This window comes from Vibrio sp. 10N.247.311.13, from assembly GCF_041467595.1.
Lineage (GTDB): Bacteria > Pseudomonadota > Gammaproteobacteria > Enterobacterales > Vibrionaceae > Vibrio > Vibrio crassostreae_C.
Genome location: NZ_JBFSUX010000043.1, coordinates 1 through 19554, shown reverse-complemented (window position 1 = coordinate 19554; position 19554 = coordinate 1). Strand labels below are relative to the sequence as shown.

The 19554-nt window shown below is 44.2% G+C and carries 17 protein-coding genes and 2 pseudogenes; 7 read left to right on the top strand and 12 right to left on the bottom strand.

Going from position 1 to position 19554, the window contains the following annotated elements; all coding sequences use genetic code 11:
- Positions 1–4: 4 nt before the first annotated feature.
- Positions 5–910, bottom strand: a complete 906-nt coding sequence (gene rimK / locus AB6E52_RS16295) for a 30S ribosomal protein S6--L-glutamate ligase (protein WP_004740040.1) — start codon at positions 908–910, stop codon at positions 5–7.
- Between the two features lie 602 nt (positions 911–1512).
- Between rimK and AB6E52_RS16290 the strand changes: the two genes are divergently transcribed.
- A complete protein-coding gene (locus AB6E52_RS16290) occupies positions 1513–3297 on the top strand; it encodes an SgrR family transcriptional regulator (protein WP_102321058.1) in 1785 nt (594 codons plus the stop codon).
- Positions 3298–3484: 187 nt separating this feature from the next.
- Entirely contained in the window at positions 3485–4546 is a 1062-nt protein-coding gene (locus AB6E52_RS16285) for an MBL fold metallo-hydrolase (RefSeq protein ID WP_102321057.1), read from the top strand.
- Positions 4547–4657: 111 nt separating this feature from the next.
- Here the strand turns inward: AB6E52_RS16285 and AB6E52_RS16280 are convergent, their stop codons facing one another.
- Positions 4658–5083 (bottom strand): MarR family winged helix-turn-helix transcriptional regulator, encoded by a 426-nt coding sequence (locus AB6E52_RS16280; protein ID WP_017060573.1) that lies wholly within the window; start codon positions 5081–5083, stop codon positions 4658–4660.
- A 97-nt stretch (positions 5084–5180) separates the two neighbouring features.
- Between AB6E52_RS16280 and AB6E52_RS16275 the strand changes: the two genes are divergently transcribed.
- The 4 genes from AB6E52_RS16275 (at position 5181) to AB6E52_RS16260 (ending at position 8531) form a co-directional block, all read left to right on the top strand.
- Positions 5181–5672: a DUF2798 domain-containing protein gene (locus tag AB6E52_RS16275; RefSeq protein ID WP_017081271.1), complete on the top strand. Its 492-nt coding sequence runs from the start codon at positions 5181–5183 to the stop codon at positions 5670–5672.
- A 34-nt stretch (positions 5673–5706) separates the two neighbouring features.
- Positions 5707–6012: a DUF3861 domain-containing protein gene (locus tag AB6E52_RS16270; protein ID WP_102321056.1), complete on the top strand. Its 306-nt coding sequence runs from the start codon at positions 5707–5709 to the stop codon at positions 6010–6012.
- Positions 6013–6218: 206 nt separating this feature from the next.
- Complete coding sequence (locus AB6E52_RS16265) at positions 6219–6983, top strand: hydratase (protein ID WP_102321055.1); 765 nt, start codon at positions 6219–6221, stop codon at positions 6981–6983.
- Between the two features lie 189 nt (positions 6984–7172).
- Positions 7173–8531, top strand: coding sequence for a Na+/H+ antiporter NhaC family protein (locus tag AB6E52_RS16260; protein WP_102321054.1), 1359 nt, complete (start codon positions 7173–7175; stop codon positions 8529–8531).
- A 201-nt stretch (positions 8532–8732) separates the two neighbouring features.
- Here the strand turns inward: AB6E52_RS16260 and AB6E52_RS16255 are convergent, their stop codons facing one another.
- From AB6E52_RS16255 to AB6E52_RS16245, 3 genes are all read right to left on the bottom strand, one after another.
- Positions 8733–9893 (bottom strand): multidrug effflux MFS transporter, encoded by a 1161-nt coding sequence (locus AB6E52_RS16255; protein WP_102321053.1) that lies wholly within the window; start codon positions 9891–9893, stop codon positions 8733–8735.
- Between the two features lie 311 nt (positions 9894–10204).
- On the bottom strand, positions 10205–10585 hold the full coding sequence (locus AB6E52_RS16250) for a hypothetical protein (protein ID WP_017064884.1): 381 nt from the start codon (positions 10583–10585) through the stop codon (positions 10205–10207).
- A gap of 155 nt (positions 10586–10740) precedes the next feature.
- Entirely contained in the window at positions 10741–12453 is a 1713-nt protein-coding gene (locus AB6E52_RS16245; RefSeq protein ID WP_102321052.1) for an RluA family pseudouridine synthase, read from the bottom strand.
- A 279-nt stretch (positions 12454–12732) separates the two neighbouring features.
- Here AB6E52_RS16245 and AB6E52_RS16240 point away from each other — a divergent pair.
- A pseudogene (locus AB6E52_RS16240) lies at positions 12733–13185 on the top strand (NUDIX hydrolase).
- 17 nt (positions 13186–13202) lie between these two features.
- Here AB6E52_RS16240 and AB6E52_RS16235 read toward each other — a convergent pair.
- The 7 genes and pseudogenes from AB6E52_RS16235 to AB6E52_RS16205 form a co-directional block, all read right to left on the bottom strand.
- A complete protein-coding gene (locus AB6E52_RS16235; RefSeq protein WP_102321051.1) occupies positions 13203–13640 on the bottom strand; it encodes a bifunctional diaminohydroxyphosphoribosylaminopyrimidine deaminase/5-amino-6-(5-phosphoribosylamino)uracil reductase RibD in 438 nt (145 codons plus the stop codon).
- A gap of 155 nt (positions 13641–13795) precedes the next feature.
- Entirely contained in the window at positions 13796–14350 is a 555-nt protein-coding gene (locus AB6E52_RS16230) for a nucleotidyltransferase family protein (protein ID WP_102321050.1), read from the bottom strand.
- The gene (locus tag AB6E52_RS16225; protein ID WP_017060584.1) at positions 14350–14637 is read right to left on the bottom strand and encodes a putative quinol monooxygenase; all 288 of its coding nucleotides are present in this window, start codon (positions 14635–14637) and stop codon (positions 14350–14352) included. Before AB6E52_RS16225 ends, AB6E52_RS16230 begins: the two co-directional genes overlap by 1 nt.
- Before the next feature lie 963 nt (positions 14638–15600).
- Positions 15601–16458, bottom strand: a complete 858-nt coding sequence (locus tag AB6E52_RS16220; RefSeq protein WP_017060585.1) for a hypothetical protein — start codon at positions 16456–16458, stop codon at positions 15601–15603.
- Positions 16458–17312, bottom strand: a complete 855-nt coding sequence (locus AB6E52_RS16215; RefSeq protein ID WP_102321049.1) for an ABC transporter ATP-binding protein — start codon at positions 17310–17312, stop codon at positions 16458–16460. The genes AB6E52_RS16220 and AB6E52_RS16215 overlap by 1 nt, the downstream gene beginning before the upstream one ends.
- Positions 17309–17680: a GntR family transcriptional regulator gene (locus AB6E52_RS16210; RefSeq protein WP_017060587.1), complete on the bottom strand. Its 372-nt coding sequence runs from the start codon at positions 17678–17680 to the stop codon at positions 17309–17311. The genes AB6E52_RS16215 and AB6E52_RS16210 overlap by 4 nt, the downstream gene beginning before the upstream one ends.
- Before the next feature lie 223 nt (positions 17681–17903).
- Positions 17904–19505 (bottom strand): annotated as a pseudogene (locus AB6E52_RS16205) (EAL domain-containing protein); the annotation flags it as partial.
- Between the last annotated feature and the right edge of the window lie 49 nt (positions 19506–19554).

Genomic DNA, 19554 nt, shown 5'->3' with positions numbered 1-19554 from the left:
TCAATCAGCCCTTGCCACGAGTACGGTTAGCGTTTGGTTTTGCATTCTTCTCGATGAATTCGAAAATCATGTCTGCTACATCTTTACCCGTTGCTTTCTCGATGCCTTCTAGGCCTGGAGAAGAGTTTACTTCCATTACTACTGGGCCGTTCTTAGATTGTAGGATATCTACACCACATAGGTTTAATCCCATGATTTTCGCTGCATTGATTGCTGTTGCGCGCTCTTCTTTGGTTAGTTTAACCAGCTGAGCAGTGCCGCCACGGTGCAGGTTAGAGCGGAATTCACCTTCACCAGCTTGACGCTTCATTGCAGCAATTACTTTGTTGCCAACAACAAAACAACGGATGTCTGCGCCATTTGCTTCTTCAATGAACTCTTGAACCAAGATGTTCGCTTTTAGGCCCATGAACGCTTCGATAACGCTTTCTGCTGCTTTGTTTGTTTCTGCTAGTACAACGCCGATACCTTGAGTGCCTTCAAGAAGCTTGATCACAAGTGGCGCGCCGCCTACGTTTTTGATCAGGTCTTGAATCTTGTCTGGGCGGCTAGCGAAACCTGTTTTTGGTAAGCCAATACCTTTACGAGACAACAGTTGTAGTGAGCGCAGTTTGTCGCGAGAGCGACTGATTGCTACTGACTCATTGATACAAAAAGTGCCCATCATTTCAAATTGGCGAACAACCGCAGTTCCGTAAAAGGTAATGGAAGCGCCAATACGTGGAATAACAGCATCGTATTGAGGTAGCTCTTCACCCATGTAGCGAATCTTCGGATTGTTACTCGCGATATCTATATCACAGTGCAACGTGTCGATAACATCGACCTGATGACCACGTGCTTCTCCAGCCTGCTTTAGACGAGCGGTAGAGTATAGATTTTCGTTGCGAGAAAGAATTGCGATACGCATGGCGTTTCCTTAGTTAATACCTGATTGGTAACTGCAAATAAATTAGTTGTTAGCTGAGCTTTCAGTTTTTTCTGAGGCTCCTTGCTTGCTTCGGGGCGAACCTTAAGGCTTTTCGTTCAACTAAGAAAACGAATTAAATTTGTCGAGTCGACAACGGAAATTTATCGATTGTGTGAGCTATTGGTACAGCAGGCTTGAGAGGGGAATTGGAATGGAAAAGCGAGTTGAGACCTAACTCATATTGGGGGTAGGAGCATATTAGGTTGTACCCAACTCGCGTTTACTCGGTGCTAAAAAGTGTACTAATAACGCCAGTTACATAGATCTAAAAGTGTTCGTAGTGCTTCTCTTTCGAGCTTACTGCAGGTGCTTTTTAGCTTGTTAAGATAGTATTTTCTCATGGTCATTACTCTCTCTGGTTAGGCTTTATTTACAACCTATGGTTTGTTGCTGACCCGTTCATTATGGATAATTAAGAGGAACTAAAAAACAGATGGTATTTTTATTGGTTGTTCCTGTTTTGGTCGCATTACACTACTTTTTGATGAATATGTTTTATAATGAGCTTAATTAGGAAGAGCTATCTTTAAAAGGTTCACTATTTGTCTGATCTAAACATGATGCGTTACTACACGCGGCTAGAATCGTTCGAGCCAAACATTTCTCATTCAGTCACCCTAGCCGAAGTAGCGGATATGCTGTTTACTAGTTTGCGCCATGCACGAACCTTGTTAGGCAAGATGCATCAGGCTGAGTGGGTAGTGTGGGAGCCTAAAGTGGGACGGAATCAACGTTCTAACCTGACATTACGTTTTAGTAATCAAGAAATGACTCAACATGTTGCCAGTAAATTGATAGAGCAGGGCAAATACGAAAAAGCACTCTCTATTTTGGAAGATGACCGCGCTGTATTTGGCTCTCTCCTCCAAGAAACCTCTGGCGCGACGATGCGCGAAGGGTTACTGCACGTCCAATTGACCTACAAACGTAAGTTTGAAGATCTCTTCCCGCATCATATTCACCGCAGTAGCGAACGATTTTTGATCAGGCAAGTGTTCAGTTGCCTCGTCACTTGTAATGGCAAGGGCAAGTTGAAGGCTGAACTGGCACACCATTGGGAATATGATGCTGAAAAATTGGTTTGGACTTTCTATTTACGCCCAGGTCTAACTTTCCACGATGGCAACCCCGTCGACGCCAAGCAGCTAGTTTCGTTGTTTACTGCCTTACAATTACTACCTTTCTATCAGACAGAGCTGGGCCATGTCGCTTCGATTTACAGTGAACAACCATTGAGTATCAGCTTCCAACTCACCAAAGCAGATACTGGTTTTGCTGGTTTACTTGCTGGCGTTAAATATTCGATTCAACCCGCGGCACAAGTCACTGGTGAACCGTCCCCATTAAACTCGGTGTCACATGCTGTTATTGGAACCGGTCCATTTAAAGTGGTTGAGACCAATAATGAACGAATCAAGCTTGCCGCATTTGAGCACTATTATGGTTGTCGCTCGTTAACTGATGAGGTGACCATCTGGCAGTTTGAGGAACAAATGACGGGCAGTGCTCGGTTTGATGACAGCCAAATGCAAGTCTCGTCTTATGAAGATTCTTCTTGTTTCCATCAGTTAGGGAAAAGCGATACGGAACTTGTTTCTGCAGACACAGACGGCCTTCGTAGCCGAGTCGAGGATGGGTGCTTATTTATCCTGTTCAATCAAAACTCTGGGGCAACTCCGCTTAATAATGAGCAGCGTAAATACCTTTCAGAACTGACCAACCCACAAGCGATCTTGTCTCAGTTGGAACATAACAAAGGTCTGTTTAGTGTCTCTTTGGCTCAAAATATACTGCCAAGTTGGCAGAAGCTGTATCGAACGCCTTCGAAAGAGACACAACTGCCGAAAAAGATGAGTATAGCGGTTTACGATTATTATGCGTTGTATCGATGTGCGATTTGCGTATCTGACATACTCAAACGATATGGTGTGGAAGTTGAGGTGAACACCTACAGTTTTCGAGAATTGGCTCAGTTATCTCAGAGTGGCGAGTTAAAGGAGGACTTGGTGCTGTGTAACTTGAACCTCGATGACAATGCTCCGTCTTCGCTGTTCTCGTGGATGATGAACGATCCTGTTTTGCACTCTGCTTTAGGAGAGATGAACAGCGATTGGCTCAAGCAGCGCTTGGATAGTCATAAAGCATCCGTGGAACTGCCTAATTACTTGGCAGAGCTAGAACCTATCGCGTCTACTCTGATCTCAGATTATTGGTTAGTGCCTATGTTCCATCACTTACAGACCGTTCGTTTCCAAGGGATTCTTAAAAACGTAGCCATCACCAACTGGGGATGGCCAGATTTCAAGAATGTATGGTCTGCTGATTAACCTTTCTTACTAGCTAAATAACTAAGTTAACTCGTTGCCAAAATTGGTTTTTCCAAAATCGACTTTGACACGCTTACGTCTAGATAAATTAAAAATTACACTCGGTGGTTTACTTTTTGGTTTTGGCATATAAACTAGTCGGTGTAGTTTATGTGTTGGGTCTATCCCAACGGTTAAAGAGATACCAATGAAAAAATATCTATTACCGATTTTAGGAGTACTTGCCGTGGTCGCTATCGTAAGCACAGGTTCACAATCAAACGACAATCTAGATAAGCTTCCAAAGAAGTTTACTAACAGTGAGTTGGAATACAAATCGGGTATGTCTGATATTTTTTCAATCTTGAAAGCATACGTGACTGTGGAAAGAAACGAGCCAGTGCCGCGCGCTGCATTGCCTTTGATTCCAATGACAGCTGAGCAATTGATCGAAGAACAAGACGACGTTGCTTACCGCTTAGGTCACTCAAGCGTGATGATGAAGCTGGATGGCAAGTTAGTGATGACTGACCCTGTGTTCAGTGATCGTGCATCACCAGTGCAATGGATGGGGCCAAAGCGCTTTCACCCAACCCCAATCTCACTGCAAGATCTACCTGACATCGATGTGGTAGTGATCAGCCATGATCACTACGACCATTTAGACAAAGGTGCCGTGAAGGTATTAGCCGACAAAGTAGGGACGTTCTTAGTGCCATTAAGAGTGGGCGCACTGTTGGAAAAGTGGGGCGTGGATAAAGAGAAGATCATCGAATTGAACTGGTGGGAATCGGCAACGGCCTCAGACATTGAGTTCACGTTGACACCGACACAGCATTTCTCTGGTCGTGGCTTGCTTGATCGTGACCAAACACTGTGGGGCAGTTGGGTTATTAACGCTTCAGACAAGAAAGTCTTCTTTAGCGGTGATTCTGGTTACTTCAATGGCTTTAAAGAGATTGGCGACCGTTTTGGGCCGTTTGATTTAACCATGGTTGAAACGGGTGCGTATAACTCACTTTGGGCGGATATTCATATGTTCCCAGAACAGAGTGTTCAGGCACACATTGATCTGCAAGGTAAGGTGATGATGCCAATCCACAACAGTACCTTCGACCTTTCTATGCATGATTGGCAAGACCCAATGGAACAAGCACTGGCGATAAGCAAAGAGCGAGATGTACAAATGGTAAGCCCGGTGATGGGTGAACGTTTGGTGATCTCAGAGCCTGTACCTGTTCAGGCATGGTGGAAACTAGCATCGAATTAGAGCTGTCATCCAAATAGACATAGCTAAACCACTAAGCTGTACAACCCAACTTCTACACGAAACGCCACCGATCTTACGATTCGGTGGCGTTTTTTCGTTTTATTTTTAAGATCAGCTTTCTAAGTTCTGCGCCATTTTCTTCGCAATTTTTCTGAATTGTTCTAACTCGTCTTCGGCCATGCCTTTGGTCATTCTCTTCAGCATGTCTCGATCGATATCCGAGACCTTACTCATGATCTCTTGACCCTTATCAGTCAGAACCAATAACTGGCTGCGCTTGTCTTCCGGGTTCGGAGACTTCTTCACAAGTTCCTGATTGATCAAGGCATTAATGAGCCGAGTGACCTGTGCTTTATCACGATCTAGGAAGTGTGCGATATCGATAGCGGTACATGGAGACTTCTTAGTAATGATCTTCATGACACGAATGTTCATAGGGGCGATCTCTGAGTCTAAGCTCTCAATCTGTTCGCTCATTTGACGTTTCAAAGAGTGCACTAGACGAAAGATTGATTCTAGCGATGTGTTATCAGACATAAACTATCCTTAGAAATATAGTTGACATTATCAACTACTGTATTTATAGTTGACATTATCAACTTAATTGTTCGTAAATTCAAGACAGGAAATAGATATGACGATTCAAGCAACTCTAACGCCAACTCTTCCTGAGCAAAAAGGCACACCGGTTTTATACAAAGTTTTGGTCATGATGAGCTTAATGCTGACGATTGGCGGCAGTTTAACGGCTGTGATGACTTACATGAATGTCGGATTCGGCGAGGAATTTATTGGCAACTGGCTTTCTTCGTTAGCCCTTGTTGTCGTGATCATGATGCCAATGGGCACGGTGATGATGGCTTTAGTCACCAAAGCCGTTGCTAGAGTGTTCACAACTTATAGCGAGAAAGTTCGCAACCTGATCGTAGGACTGATCATGGCATTCATAATGGAGTCCATGATGGCATTTGTAACAGCGGCAAATAACATTGGATTTTCGGATACATCGGCGTTTACCAGTGGATGGTTTAATGGATTTATTGCCGCACTTCCCATTGGCCTTGCGATCATGGTCGTGATGTCGATGACGGTTAAACCTAAGCTCGAACGATTCATGAAGAGCTAACCAAAACACTTTTTAAGCATTTTAGGAGGTCCACATGAAAGCATTCACAGGCAAACACAATAACTACCGTATCACTATCGAAGAAGTGAACATCAAAGAAGATCGTGAACTTCAAACCATGCAGTTTGAAATTGAAGACAGAGAAGATATGTTCGCGATTGTTGAGAAGATCAAACATGACAGCGGCTTAGACGAGCAATCAGCAGCGCGACTAGGAGTGAGTATTCGCTTACTCGGCCCATTGATGATGCAAGATAGAAAGCATCCTCTGTTTGTTAATTTTATGCCTCACTTCAGAGACTTCATGCAAAACCTTAAGAAGATCTTGAAAGGGCAGTAAAGCCTAATCATCAGTAACACATCGAAAAGCCAGTAACGAACTTACTGGCTTTTGTTGTCTTTAAATCAAAATAATTTCAGTTGTTTGCGTCTAGAATATGCGAAAATTGATGGCTGAATTTTCGGTGTAGCACCGTTGTTGAATTGTCTATTCAAGCTTTAAGAAATCCGATATTATACTGGTCATAAAACTAAAGGTGATATTATATGACAAATGTATTTAAGCAAGCAGCTGAAGAACTGTTGAGTCGTCGCGTTGCTGGCACCAAAGCACCAAGATTGGACGAACAGTACCGTCCGAATAACTTGGAAGATGCGCTAAAGATCCAATCTTCAATGATCGATTTGAAAAGCGATAAAGTCGGCGGTTGGAAGTGCTTACTTCCTCTGGCTGAAGACAAGTTTGTTGTTGCGCCAATCTTCTCGGGCAGCGTTCAACAAGGCGAAGTTTGTGAACTGTTTGCAGACAACGATGTAGTGCGTGTTGAGCCTGAAATTGCATTTACTCTTGCTAAGAGTCTGCCTGCAAACCAAGAAGGCTACAGCGAAGAGCAAATCAACGAAGCGATTGGTTCTTGTCACATGGCACTTGAGTTAATGCAGTCTCGTTTTGCGGATGACAGCGGCGCTGAGTTCTATGAAAAACTGGCCGATGGCCTAGTAAACCAAGGTCTATTCATTGGCCCTGAGATTGATCGCGAAAAAGCGTTCACTTCTGCAGAGATCAGTATTGAAGTGACTCAAGGCGAGCAAGTTCAAGCATTCGACGGTAAGCACCCGAATACACTGCCACCAAGCCCAATTTACTGGCTGATTAACTACATGACGCGTCGTGGTGTCGATTTCCAAGCGGGTGAAGCTATTATCACGGGCTCTTACTGCGGTATCGTGGAAATGGAATTCGATAAGCCAACGACCTTCCACTACGAAGGCATTGGCGAATACCAAATAACGTTCAAGCAGAAACGCTAACTTCTAGCGGCGCACTATCTGTTATCGAAAGGCTGTTTACTGATGAGTAAATAGCCTTTTTTATTACGTGATGCTCAATAGGGTTCTTATTACTTTGCATTAAATTAGGCGTTTAGACGTCTAGACGTTGACAAGTTCTAAGTGTGACATTAGTCTGCTCACCTTCCTGTTCTATTGTGTTGTCGTTCCATGTCCAATTCAAAAAATTCTAACGCGGTAATTGCCCCTTCTGCAGTGGCGCTTATCCCTCTGATCGTTTTCCTTGCGCTGTTTATTGGCGTGGGTACATACCTGTCGCTACAAGGCGTCGATTTTGCTTTCTATCAACTTCCAGCTCCGATTGCGGCTCTGCCTGCTGTGATGTTAGCGTTGCTATTGAGCAAAGATAAATTGAACCGTGCGATTGAGCAGTTCTTAGGTGGCGTGGGTCACAAAGACATTATCGCAATGTGTATGATCTACCTATTGGCGGGTGCTTTTGCTGCTGTGGCTAAAGCTTCTGGTGGCGTGGACGCGACGGTAAACCTTGGTCTATCGGCTATCCCAACGAGCATGATCCTACCGGGCATCTTCCTTATTTCGGCGTTCATTGCGACAGCAATGGGCACCTCTATGGGTACTATCGCTGCGGTTGCTCCTGTTGCACTAGGCATTGCTGACTCAGCTGGCATGAGTATTCCTCTAACCGCTGGCGTGGTGCTAAGTGGCGCTATGTTTGGTGACAACCTTTCTATCATCTCAGATACCACGATTGCTGCGACTCGCTCGCAAGGCTGTGAGATGAGAGACAAGTTTAAAGAGAACATCCGTATAGCACTTCCTGCTGCACTTATCGCGATTGTTATCTTTGCTTTCAACAGCACAGCAACTCAAGTTCCTGAAACAGGCCCAATTGAATGGCTGAAAGTCCTTCCGTACATCACTATTTTGATTCTTGCTGTATCGGGTATGAATGTATTCGTTGTGCTGACGATTGGTATCTTGCTGGCGGGTGGCGTGAGCCTAGGTTCTGTTGAGAACTACGGTATGACGGATTACGCTCAAGATATCTACGCAGGCTTCGGCAACATGCAGGAGATCTTCTTACTGTCGATGCTGATTGGTGGTTTGAGTGAGCTGATGCGTCGCCAAGGTGGATTGGCGTTCCTGACTAGCTTGGTAAGTGGTGTGATTCGTGCGTTTGGCTCTTCACACTCTAAGCAAGCGAATGGCCGTGCGAGTGAGTTGGGTATTGCGGGCTTGGTATCAATGGTGAACCTATGTACTGCAAACAACACGGTAGCGATTATTGTGTCTGGTAGTGTGGCTCGCCAATTAGCTGAAGAAAATAACGTTTCTCCACGTCGCTCTGCCAGCTTATTGGATATCTTCTCTTGTGTGATTCAAGGCGTATTGCCTTACGGTGCACAGGTATTGCTATTAGGTTCGGTATTTAACTTATCGCCTTTGGATATCGTGGCTAATTCTTACTACTGTTTCGCGCTTGCAGTCGTTGCTGTGGTAGCTGTGTTTATTAAACACCCAGCACATCAAGTGGCTCAAGCTTAGTAATAATTGACCAAACTGAGTGCTCACTGGCTCTGATAAGAAGGCTCCTTAATAGGAGCTTTTTTGTGCGTGAAACTCATGGCTTGAAAATTCAATGTACGTCTTCAAATACAAGAAAACCGCCTATGTAGACGGTTTCTAATTTCGTTATAGCGGTTTTCAAGTTTATTGTAGTGTGAATGACAATTAGGCTTGAGAGCTTTAATTCAGCTTATTAGTCACGAACTCTTTGTTTCTGACCATTAGCCACATCAGGCCGCCTAGCGTACCGATGGATAATTGGATAAAGCCTAGGTTTTCAATCAGTGACTCTGGGCGGATTGAAACTAATACCATGCCAAGCGAGCCACAAATCATGCTGAAGAACTGTATCAGTGCGACGGCAGAGCCCGTGTCATGATCTTGTTGATTCAACATCAAGTTGGTCCCCGGTACTCGCATGATGATCGCCATTAATGTCGCTGGTGCAGCGATGAACATGAAGAACCAAGGGGACAGGTCGCCAATGGTTAGGGTGAAGATTCCCGCAAGCGCTAATAAAGCAAAACATCCTGAGATGACCTTTTGAACCGGCATTCGGTAGGACAACTTCATGTAAATTGTTGGACCAAATGAGGCGCACAATGCATTGAATGCGAATGCGTAACTAAACTGTTGTTCGGTCAATCCAAAGTGATCGATGTAGATATAAGAACCCGCCGCAAGAAAGCCCATCAACGCCATCGGTATGATAGAGAAAATGACCAGTAGCTTGAGGAACGAGCTGTTTTTCATGACCACGCCCATTCTTCCCCATGAGCGGAACATAGAACCTTGGTATTTGGTTTCGAGCGTTTCTCGATAGCAGCAAGCTAATACTGACGCAAATGCACCAAAAATGGCGAGGGTGACGAACATCATTCGCCAAGACGCAATTTTCAGTAGAAAGGCACCAAATACAGGCGCAACCATTGGCGCGATGATCACCAGTGACATGATAGTCGCCATGATCTTTTCACGTTCTCGGCCATCATAAAGATCTTTGACAATGGCGGTAGCGATAACGGTGATAGCACTACCAGCAAAGGCTTGGCATACACGAGCACCAATTAACTGTTCGATGCTATTGGTCATCGCGCACAATATGCTCGCGACCATATAACCCGCTAATCCAATTAATAGGATCGGCTTACGACCGAATTTTTCGCTGAGCGGCCCCCAGAACAAAAGACCGATGGCGTAAGTAACGAAGTAGCTGCTCAGGGTTAGGTTGACCATGGATCGGTCAGTATTAAACACCTCGACCATCTGCGGAAGCGCAGGTAGGTAAAGGTCGATGGTCAATGGAGGGAAAGCACTTATTATGACGAGAAAAAATAGCATACCGGTCTTTCCCAGTACTGGTTGTGGTCTCTTCAAGGTGGCTCTCCGTTGTCCAAAATAGGTTTTTAATTGGTGTGATATTGCTATACAGAAGGCTAAGGCACGTCAGACAAGAAGGATAGAGTCGTTCAAGAATATGGTGAAAGTAACGATGAACTTATCTCTAATGAGTTCGAATCTACGAAGTCGGTCTTTGCACTGAATTGTATTACAAAACATTATTGCTTTTATAGCTAACGAGTTCAATCAGTTAGTAGCAGTGTAGCTTGTAATCGCCAGCGACACATTGTAATGATTATCGACTTGGCTTGTTATCTTTTCTTTGGGCGTTTTTCGACTAAACCGTTACGCTCTAAACCACGTCGAACGCTGCTGCATAGTTTACCAAAGCGGCGCAGTTCTTCGAAGTTAGGGCCTTGGCCAATGGAAATACTGTGCTCCCAATACATTAACTCGCTGTCGACCATCTCAAGTAGTTTCTTAGAGCAACCCGAGCAATTTCCTTTTGGACCACAGATAAACGTCTCTGACTCGTAAAGTGGGAGTTCGTTTTTAACTTCTTCAATTAAGTTAAGCATTGCCGAGTTTAAGTCTGGCTTTTTGGATGTAAGTGGCTTCAAGCTCGGTGCTTGAGTCGCAATTAATGGGGAAGTCAGTTTGTTAGGTTGTAAATTCAAAGCAGCTGATGACATATCAAAGGCCTCAAGGAGAGAAGAAGGTGGGCATGCTACTCTTCACAACAAAGTGAATCTTGATGTAGTGCAATAAGCGTGGATATATACCCAAAAGAGGTAGGAGCCACAAGCGGTTGTGACTCCTTATCAAAGCTCGGTACTAATGAGAGATTTTAGAATTCGGCGTCGAACTGGAATTCCATCCACTCTTTGGTGACTGGGTGGTGCAGCGCAAGTCTTTCTGCGTGTAAGTGCAATCGGTCGGCTTTATTGCCATACAAGCCGTCACCGACGATAGGCATGTTAAGGCCTTCTTGGTGTGAACAGTGAACACGCAACTGGTGTGTACGCCCTGTTTTAGGATGCAGGTAAACCTTAGTGGTTTGCCCGTTTCGCTCAATCACTTCCCATTTGGTTTCTGCTGGCTTGCCGTGTTCGAAGCAGACAATTTGACGAGGGCGGTCATACAAATCACCACGTAATGGTAGTCGAACATAGCCTTCATTTTCTGTTAGAACGCCTTCAATCATTGCCACGTAACGCTTTTCGACTTCACGAGTAATGAACTGCTTCTGTAAGCTCTTGTTCGCACGTCGTGTGAGAGCGAAGATTAGAATGCCAGAGGTCGCCATGTCTAAGCGGTGTATAACGAATGGCCCTTCAACATCAGGATGCATTTCTTGAACGCGAGTGTAGGCCGAGTCTTTGATGGTTTTTCCCGGTACGGATAGAAAACCTGCTGGTTTGTGTACCACAACGATGTGATCGTCTTGGAACAGGATATCGAGGTCTTTGCCTTCAGCTGGGTTTTCTAGCAATGGGTTGGGATCGACTTCTAAGCCTTTCATCATATGGCCTAAAATCGGCACACATTTACTCTGACAAGAAGCGTAGTATTTCTTGTGCTTGCGGATTTCCGACTTTGGAGAGCGGCCCCACCAAAATTCAGCCAATGCCAGTGGCGTGTAACCATGTAAGTACGCGTATTGCAGCAATTTAGGCGCAGCGCATTCACCAGAGCCAGCTGGTGGTATCTTGTTTGGCGTGTTTTCAAAGATCTGGTTAAGGTCTTCAACGTTCCCTTCCGCATTTTGGAAAGCGTATTGTGAAAACAACTTGTGCTGAAGCTGATGAGAAATGTGTGCTCTTTGCTCTTTTAGCTCAGCCAGTTGAGTGTTGAACACATCAACTTTAGCTTGCAACACTTGCAGGGTCTGTTCCCAGTTAAGTTTTAGGTACTTCTGCTGGTTCTTGTCGGCAACACTGGCTTTGTTTAGCTCATTATTTAGCTGTTCGAAAGCTTGCTCATCAAGGTTTTCTTTACCTTGTTCACGTTGTTCTTTACGCGTTTTTCGGCCTTCAATAATCAATAGACGTTGAGCTTCAATCTCTTGCTCGGCTTGCGCTTTTTGCTGTGCCAGTTGCTCGCACAATTCAAGGTATTCAGTATTTGCTTGCAGCGCTTTAAACTCAGCGTTGACAGCCATCATGTCGGCTGTGTCTTGATGGAAAAAGCTGTCGCTGCTGAGCATGTCGAACACGGGCGGTACAAAGTGAGGCAGTAGGTTTTGGTCGGCGATTTTCCCTGAAAAAGCAGAGAAGTACCCCAATTCACCTTCAGGGCTTTTCACCAATAACACACCAAACATTTTGCCGCGACCAGCGTCAGTATCAAGTCCGAAGTCATGCTGCCAGTCGGTTTGAGTTTCTAGATATTGTTGAAGCTGATGAGAAGCGATTTCACACAATGGGTGCGGTTCGTAGTAGAACGGGAATGTGAAACGCTCAGGCAACGAATATGACTCGATCGGCTGTTGAAAACGAGTGAAGCAATGCTCAGGTGTATGGCTGTTTTCTGAGTCGTGCGTTGGTTTTGATGAGTGCATAGTCGTATTAATACTTATATCGTGGTGATAAATGGTTGTGAGTCTACTGTGTATGTTCAGAGACGTTAAACACAGTACAAGGCGGCGATTCTACTCTTTATCGAAAAGCGCCTCAAATAAGAAATAGTTCTATTACTGGATAGCCAAGCGACGAGCCTATGAGTTATGGCTTGAACGCCATTAATTGATGAGTAACTTCTCGTTTTTAATCATAGAAGACAATTTAACAAACCAAGGGTGGTAGCCTTGCCGCCCTCTTATTAAAACTAAGGTAACGTTATGATTCCACTCAATACTTCGATTGTTTCCGGTGTCGCTATTTCAGAGAGCGGCGGACAAATGAAAATGCTATTAATGAAGCGTGTTAAAGGTGAGTTTTGGTGTCACGTCGCAGGCTCGATTGAAGCGGGTGAAACAGGCTGGCAGGCTATCGTGCGCGAGTTTGAAGAAGAGACCCAAATTAAAGTGGAAGCTTTGTATAACGCGCAGTTTCTGGAGCAGTTTTATGAGGCGCACGTGAATGTGATTCAGCTAATCCCTGTGTTTGCGGTGCTATGCCCACCCAACCAAGCGATTGAACTGAATGACGAACACACCGAGTACCGCTGGTGTAATTTAGAATAAGCAAAAGCGTTAGCGCCGTTCCCCAACCAACATGCCGTCTACGATCATATTTGGTCGTATTTTGTCGATAAGCCAGTCAATCCGCTTTACCGAGTGAAATTGAACTAATACTGGCTGTTTAAGATCTAGGACTTACCAAGGTAAGAGGTTAAAAAGGCGCTCACTTGCGCTTGGCATAACCCCACATCTACCTTCACACCGTGCGATTCAAGGATCGCAACACCACGACCATTATTGCGAGGGTCTGGGTCTAGCATCGCCACGACTACGTGTTTTACACCTGCTTTAACCAATGTATTGGCGCAAGCGGGAGTTCTGCCAACAAAAGAGCATGGCTCTAAAGTTACGTAAGCGGTAACCCCCTCCATTGTTCCGTCCGTTTTGTCGTTATAACTATTCAGTGCTTCAACCTCGGCGTGGTTTCCGCCGACTTTTTGCGTGTACCCAACAGACACCACCTTATCGTTCTTCACCAAAACGCAGCCTACTGGCGGGTTTGGTTGGCAATCAGGTAAGGCTTGGCGCGAAGCTTCGAGTGCTTGCAGCATGTATTGTTGGTTCATGGTCGTTACTCAGTATGACGAGAGAGCGTAGCAGCTAGTCGCCACGCGTGGTTGATGAGTTGGTTAATTACTAACTTAATAAGCTAATAAGTGGGGCATGTTCGATCTGATTGGACTTTTAGTCAATGGTTTTAGCGTTTGAATTCGACTGCTAGTTAACTGTGACTCATCGTTAACTTGGGCCACTGGGTTAGCCAACCTTTGGATTGCACTCTTTGATCAAAGATATCTCGGCTACGCTTTGGATTGGGTGTGATTTGCAAATCAAACAAACTCTCTAAGCCAAAGGCAGAAATACACTCGATGTTTCCATGGAGGCTTTGTTTCACGGCGACGGCGGTTTCTTTCTCTGGCCAATAACTCATCGCATCCAATGAGCCTTGGTAACGTTCATCCCCATTTCTAGTGTGCATGTAGGCTTGATTGCGAACTTGCCAATTCAGTTCGGGTAACCGTTGTTTAAGCTGAGCCTCGTATCTAAGATCCGATTCGTAAGAGATATCAATGGGATCAAAGTAGATCACATCAATATCATTGAATGGAGTCGGGGAGGCATAACCATGCTGGTGATCCCAAACGAGGTTTCTCACAAAGCCCGCAGCGACATAACACTGCGGTAAATCCAACTGAGCGACACAGTCTAAAACCTTCATTCGTAAGGGATCTTGTTTGATCAACGTGACGATGCGTTTGGCTAGCGGATGTATCATTATGATGTCGGAACATCAGTGACTTGGTAATGACGTGTCACGTTCTGGGAGATTTCACCCCATTCAGAGGCTTTTACTCGCTGTTGGTGCATTTCGAATGCTTCTCGGCTAGTGAATTCTTCATACACTTCAAAGCGATTAGGTTGAAGCGTGCTTTGACTGACTCGAAACACAATACAACCAGGTTCTTCTAGTGTCAGTTCTTTGTGCACAACCAAGGCATGTGTCACTGCTTCTAGGTCGTTGTCTGGCACTAGAATATGCCCTTGCAGAATTACTTTACTCATAATTACGTCCATTTAATTACGTCTATTTAATTTGGTCCATTACGGCTTTTTTCTATCAAAAGCTCTATCCGTTACAAACATAATCCCATTTTGATGTTGTAACGTATAGGCTAATGTGGCGATTATTAGTTCACATTGAATGTATCTTTTAGTTACACCGTAACTTTAAGGGTGATGTAATCAACAAATGATAAGACACTGGAACTAAATCAGCGTTGGTCCGGTCTATTAAATTAGTATCATTGAACTGTATTGATACTGAAATGAATTTGTCATCTGAGAGAACTAACCTTAATTTTGAACAGCGGCTCATAGGATTGAATTGAGCTATAGTTGATATCTAGGTCATACTTTGATGTAAATGGTACTCAAAACTCTATATATTTTGTGATTTGTATCATTGATCTGGGCATCAAACACCGTTAGATTCGATTCGTTGGCAATAAAAATAGCTCATGAAGAGCAGTTAAAGAAAAGGAAATATCCCTTATGAAAAAAATGAGAAGAGCACAGCTTCATCGCGTTCGTATCCAATACTGGAAAGACACGTCAAAAGAAGCATCAAAGAAATAAGCTTTAAATCGTAAAGCTTTATAAAGCTGAAAAGCTTAATCAAATGTAAAACGCAACAAACCGATTTCATTAGCACTCTCAAGGACCTTCATCTGGTCGGCGACTAAAGAAATCATCCCCAAAGAGCTGGCAGGCATTAACAACAATGCAATTCAATGTCAGCTCATTATACCTCCTCTTAGATTCTCTTGTTGCTTCACTCTGTTACTCCTAACTAAAACCCCTTTGCACCTTTGCACCTTTGCACCTTTGTTCTTGTTACCCATATCTGTATTCGCAAAGTCGTGATCAAAAAAAGCTTCCGATTTCTCAGAAGCTTTGATTTAGATTTTGATATCTGGTGTGGTTACCTGCTCGGGAGAGATAACACCAACGTCAGGAGCGAATGCGTTAACGTTGGAACAGCGTCTTTAAGCTCACATCGTCCGTTCTATTTAGCTTTAGGCTCAGTAGATAGCCACCAACACCGATCAGTGCGTAAATACCTAAAGATAAAATCGGCGCTTCTGCAATCGCACTTAATGGGTTGCTTGCTATGAGTACATTCATTGGTAATGACGCGATGAGAGATAGGAAGTCATTGATGCCATAGAACCCAAACACTGCGACAGAGAGGAACTTAATCGCATAGCTTGAGATGAAAATGACAAGCAATGGAGAGTTTACCAGCTGCGAAATCGCTAGAGTGACGGTTGCCAGTGGCAATAAAACCAGTGCAACTAACATCATTCGTCCAAAAAACACGACCCAGTTGCTCAGCACATAAAACAGAGATTGTTGTTCAACCAATAGCGCCAGTTGTTGTTCACTTGAGACGTTCAATATCCAGAATAGAAAATCTGCGAACAGTACTAACAATGCACAGATAGCCGGAATCACCACTAAACCGAAGCCGAGTTTCACACCGTGAGTCATTGCGTTAGATACCGGCATACTTCTCCAAAACATCGAACTGCCTTCTTGGCGCTCTTTACGCAGCGTTTTAGGGATGTAAAGCGTTGATAGGATCAGTGAAATAAGGCCCGCGCCAAAGTAGATCACTGAGTTGAGGTCTTGTGCGAACTCTCTGTGGATGTCGCTCACGTCACCGTTCACTTGCATTTCGAAGAAAAACTCATGCTGCGCTGCGCCATTGAAGAACAGACTAACGAACAGTAAGAAACCACATAACGCGACAAACAGAGGCAATCGAGTGTTAATTTTGTGCTCGATGAGTTCTTTTTCTAGCATGTAAAAACTTGGATGCATTATGCCTTCTCCGTCTGTGTTGCAAGGAATAGATCTGCGAGACCAACGTTATAGATGTTACCCAGTGATTCAACCTGCGCTTTGTATTGACCTTCCAATAACCACTTAGTGGTGCCCAGGCCTGATTGCGAGGTCAGTGGGTTGAGTTTCTGTATCTCGCTTGAATGGTTATTTGCGACTTCGATAATGAAATAGTCATTTTCGATGTCTTCCATGCTCTTTTGCAGCACACAATGGCCTTGTTTTAAAATCAGAACATCCGTTAATAGGTGTTCAATTTCTGAAACCTCATGGCTTGCAATGATCATGGCGCGTTCACCGTCGTGAAACCATTCTAGTAGGTGGCGATAAAAAGTATCGCGGTACAGCAAATCTAAGCCCAGTGTAGGCTCATCTAAGATCAACACTTGAGTGTCAGTCGCGATGATGATCGCAAGGTGAAGTTGTACTTTCATCCCTTTAGAAAGCTGCTTGATAGTAGAAGACAACTTAATGTTGGTGCTGCTTAATGTCTGTTCTGCTTTTTGCTTGTTGAAGCTAGGGTGCACACCTTGTGTGTATCGAAGCAGTTGTTTAACCGTCATCCACTCTGGTAACACGTTAACATCTGAGATGTACGACAAGTGCTGCATGAGCTCTGCGTGCTGGTGGATAGGGTGGTAGCCGTTTACTTCAATCTCACCTTGATAGTTGTGTCCACCAAGCAGTGATTTGATCAGAGTCGATTTACCTGCGCCATTGTGGCCCAGCAGTCCAAGCACTTGCCCCGGTTTTAACTCAAAGCTGATGTTCTCGACACCCACTTGATTTGAATAGGTTTTGGTTACGTTTTTCACGGAAAGTAAAGTACTCATGACTTGTCCTTTATATGTTGTGCTAGCTGTTTCACGAGTTCTTCGACACTCATATCAATGATGCTTAGCGTCTCAGCGATGGCTGGGATCTGTGTGTTGATGAATGATTGGTGTGCGGACTCTTTCAATTTTTGAAGTGCCCCTTCGGCCACATACATGCCTTGGCCGCGTTTTTTCTCTACCAAGCCTTCATCCACCAGTAACTGGTAGCTTTTCATGACAGTAAGGTGGTTGATCTTGAGATCGGCGGCAACCGCACGCACAGAGGGCAATGCTTGTAGCTCTAGCCAAACACCCTGAAGAATTTGGTCACTGATCTTGGCGGCAAGCTGCCTAAAGATCGGTTGGTCGTCTTTCCATTCGGTCATAATTAAAACTGCATGGTGATATACATGTGTATAACACTAACCTTTTTATTCGAATTGGCAAGGGTTTTATGAAAATGGATCGGATATTTTTATATTTGGATAAAGCATGTTTGGCGGGGAGGGTACTTGAAGCCTACGTCCTTGTGGGCTCTCAAGCAGCTGTATGAGCGATGATTATTTGAATAGGAAATGGTTGCTGATCAAGATTTCTATTAGGCTGGGCCTATTGCTCCTTTGAGTCATTAGGCCGGCTATATAGGTAACCTTGATGTAAGTTGTAGCCTAACTGACACAAGATATATTGCTGCCTACGCGTCTCGACACCTTCATAAATCATTGTGATATTTGATAGGCGTCCAATCTCCGAGATATTGAGCAATACACCCTGATGATGCTCTCCTGACTCGATATCCTTAACAAAGCAACGATCCAGTTTTAGATAGGCCGGAGAGATAACATTGATGATTTCGATGTTGTTATTGCCCGTACCAAAGTCATCCAGAGCGATAGTGATACCAAGCTTTTTGATATCCTTAATGTTATCGATAACCTCACACCCATAGCCAATGTTCGAATATTCAGTAATCTCTACGACAAACTCATTCGCTTCCATCGCGGCTAAATGCTCTCTGAGCCTTGCGAAGTTCGACCCTACCAAAGCACTCGGACACACGTTGACACCATAGATCTCATGGCTGTTGTTTAACTTCGCTTTTCTGACTGTCTCGATGAGTAAAATAGTATGAAAGGTGAGTAAATTGGTGCGTCTCATGGTGTTGATGAAGCTTAAAACGCCAACGTTACGCACACGAGATAACAACTCGTAGTAGAGAACGCAGTTGTCTTCGGTGTTGATGATCGGCTCTTCTTCAAAGGAGATGTGTTTCCAACGAAACAGGTAGATCACGAAACCCAGAATATAGGAGCGATAAAGCAGGGTGGCGAGTATCAGAGAAAGCGCAATCCATAGTGCAACAATGTCGTCACTGTAGAAGGTGATGGTTGCACCCGTTGGTAGGGAGGTTTGATAGATAGATTTACTCTCTTCGCCAAGGTTTAAGATGTGGTAACCATTCTTCTGGATGGAAATCGAATCGACTAATAGAGGCAATAGTGAGTTCTTGTATCGAGCTTCGATAGATCGTTTAGATATTCGAGCAACCATCTCAATGTCGTGCTCGGTATCCATGAAGCGTGAATAGGCAAAGTCAGCACTATCGTAGAAGTCGTCTAATTGATTGAGCTCTATCATCTTAGAACGTGTTTTAGAGATATAGCAGGAGTCATAAGGTGTGGTCATGACGACAGAATCAAGGTTGAGCGAGTGCCTTAGCGAGTGCACAGCCCCGTGGCTATCGCAACCGTAGTCCATGACTTCTGCGGCAATGTGTTTGGTGTTCTCACTGTATTCATTCGCAATCTTCGTCGTATAAAGGATTTGGAAAAAGTAGACAACGAATAGGAAAAAGGAAGAGATGGTGAACACGGCTATCAGAGCCTTGATCAGTTCTCGATGATAGGTGTTGAACATCAGTTTCAACATCTCGAACTGGCTGGGCTTGAACTGGTTGATGTCATACTTTGGTGCGATACGGTTGGTTGAGCTTTTATCGAGATCGATAAAGTAACCTACCTTATAAAGGTTAGAGATAAGTTCGCTATTATTATCTACCTTCGCTTTTTTGCATAAGCTTCGATATTTCTTTCTTATAGAAGCAATAATGTTTTTTAACGCGTATAAGCTAAACTCTTCGTCAAAGTGTAATTTAAAAGATTCTTCAACATCTCGTGCAGATTGAGGGTTTGATATTGACGAGTGCCCTATCTGGCAGGGTAGATGTCACTGTTAAAATTTAACCAGTTTGGGCGATAAA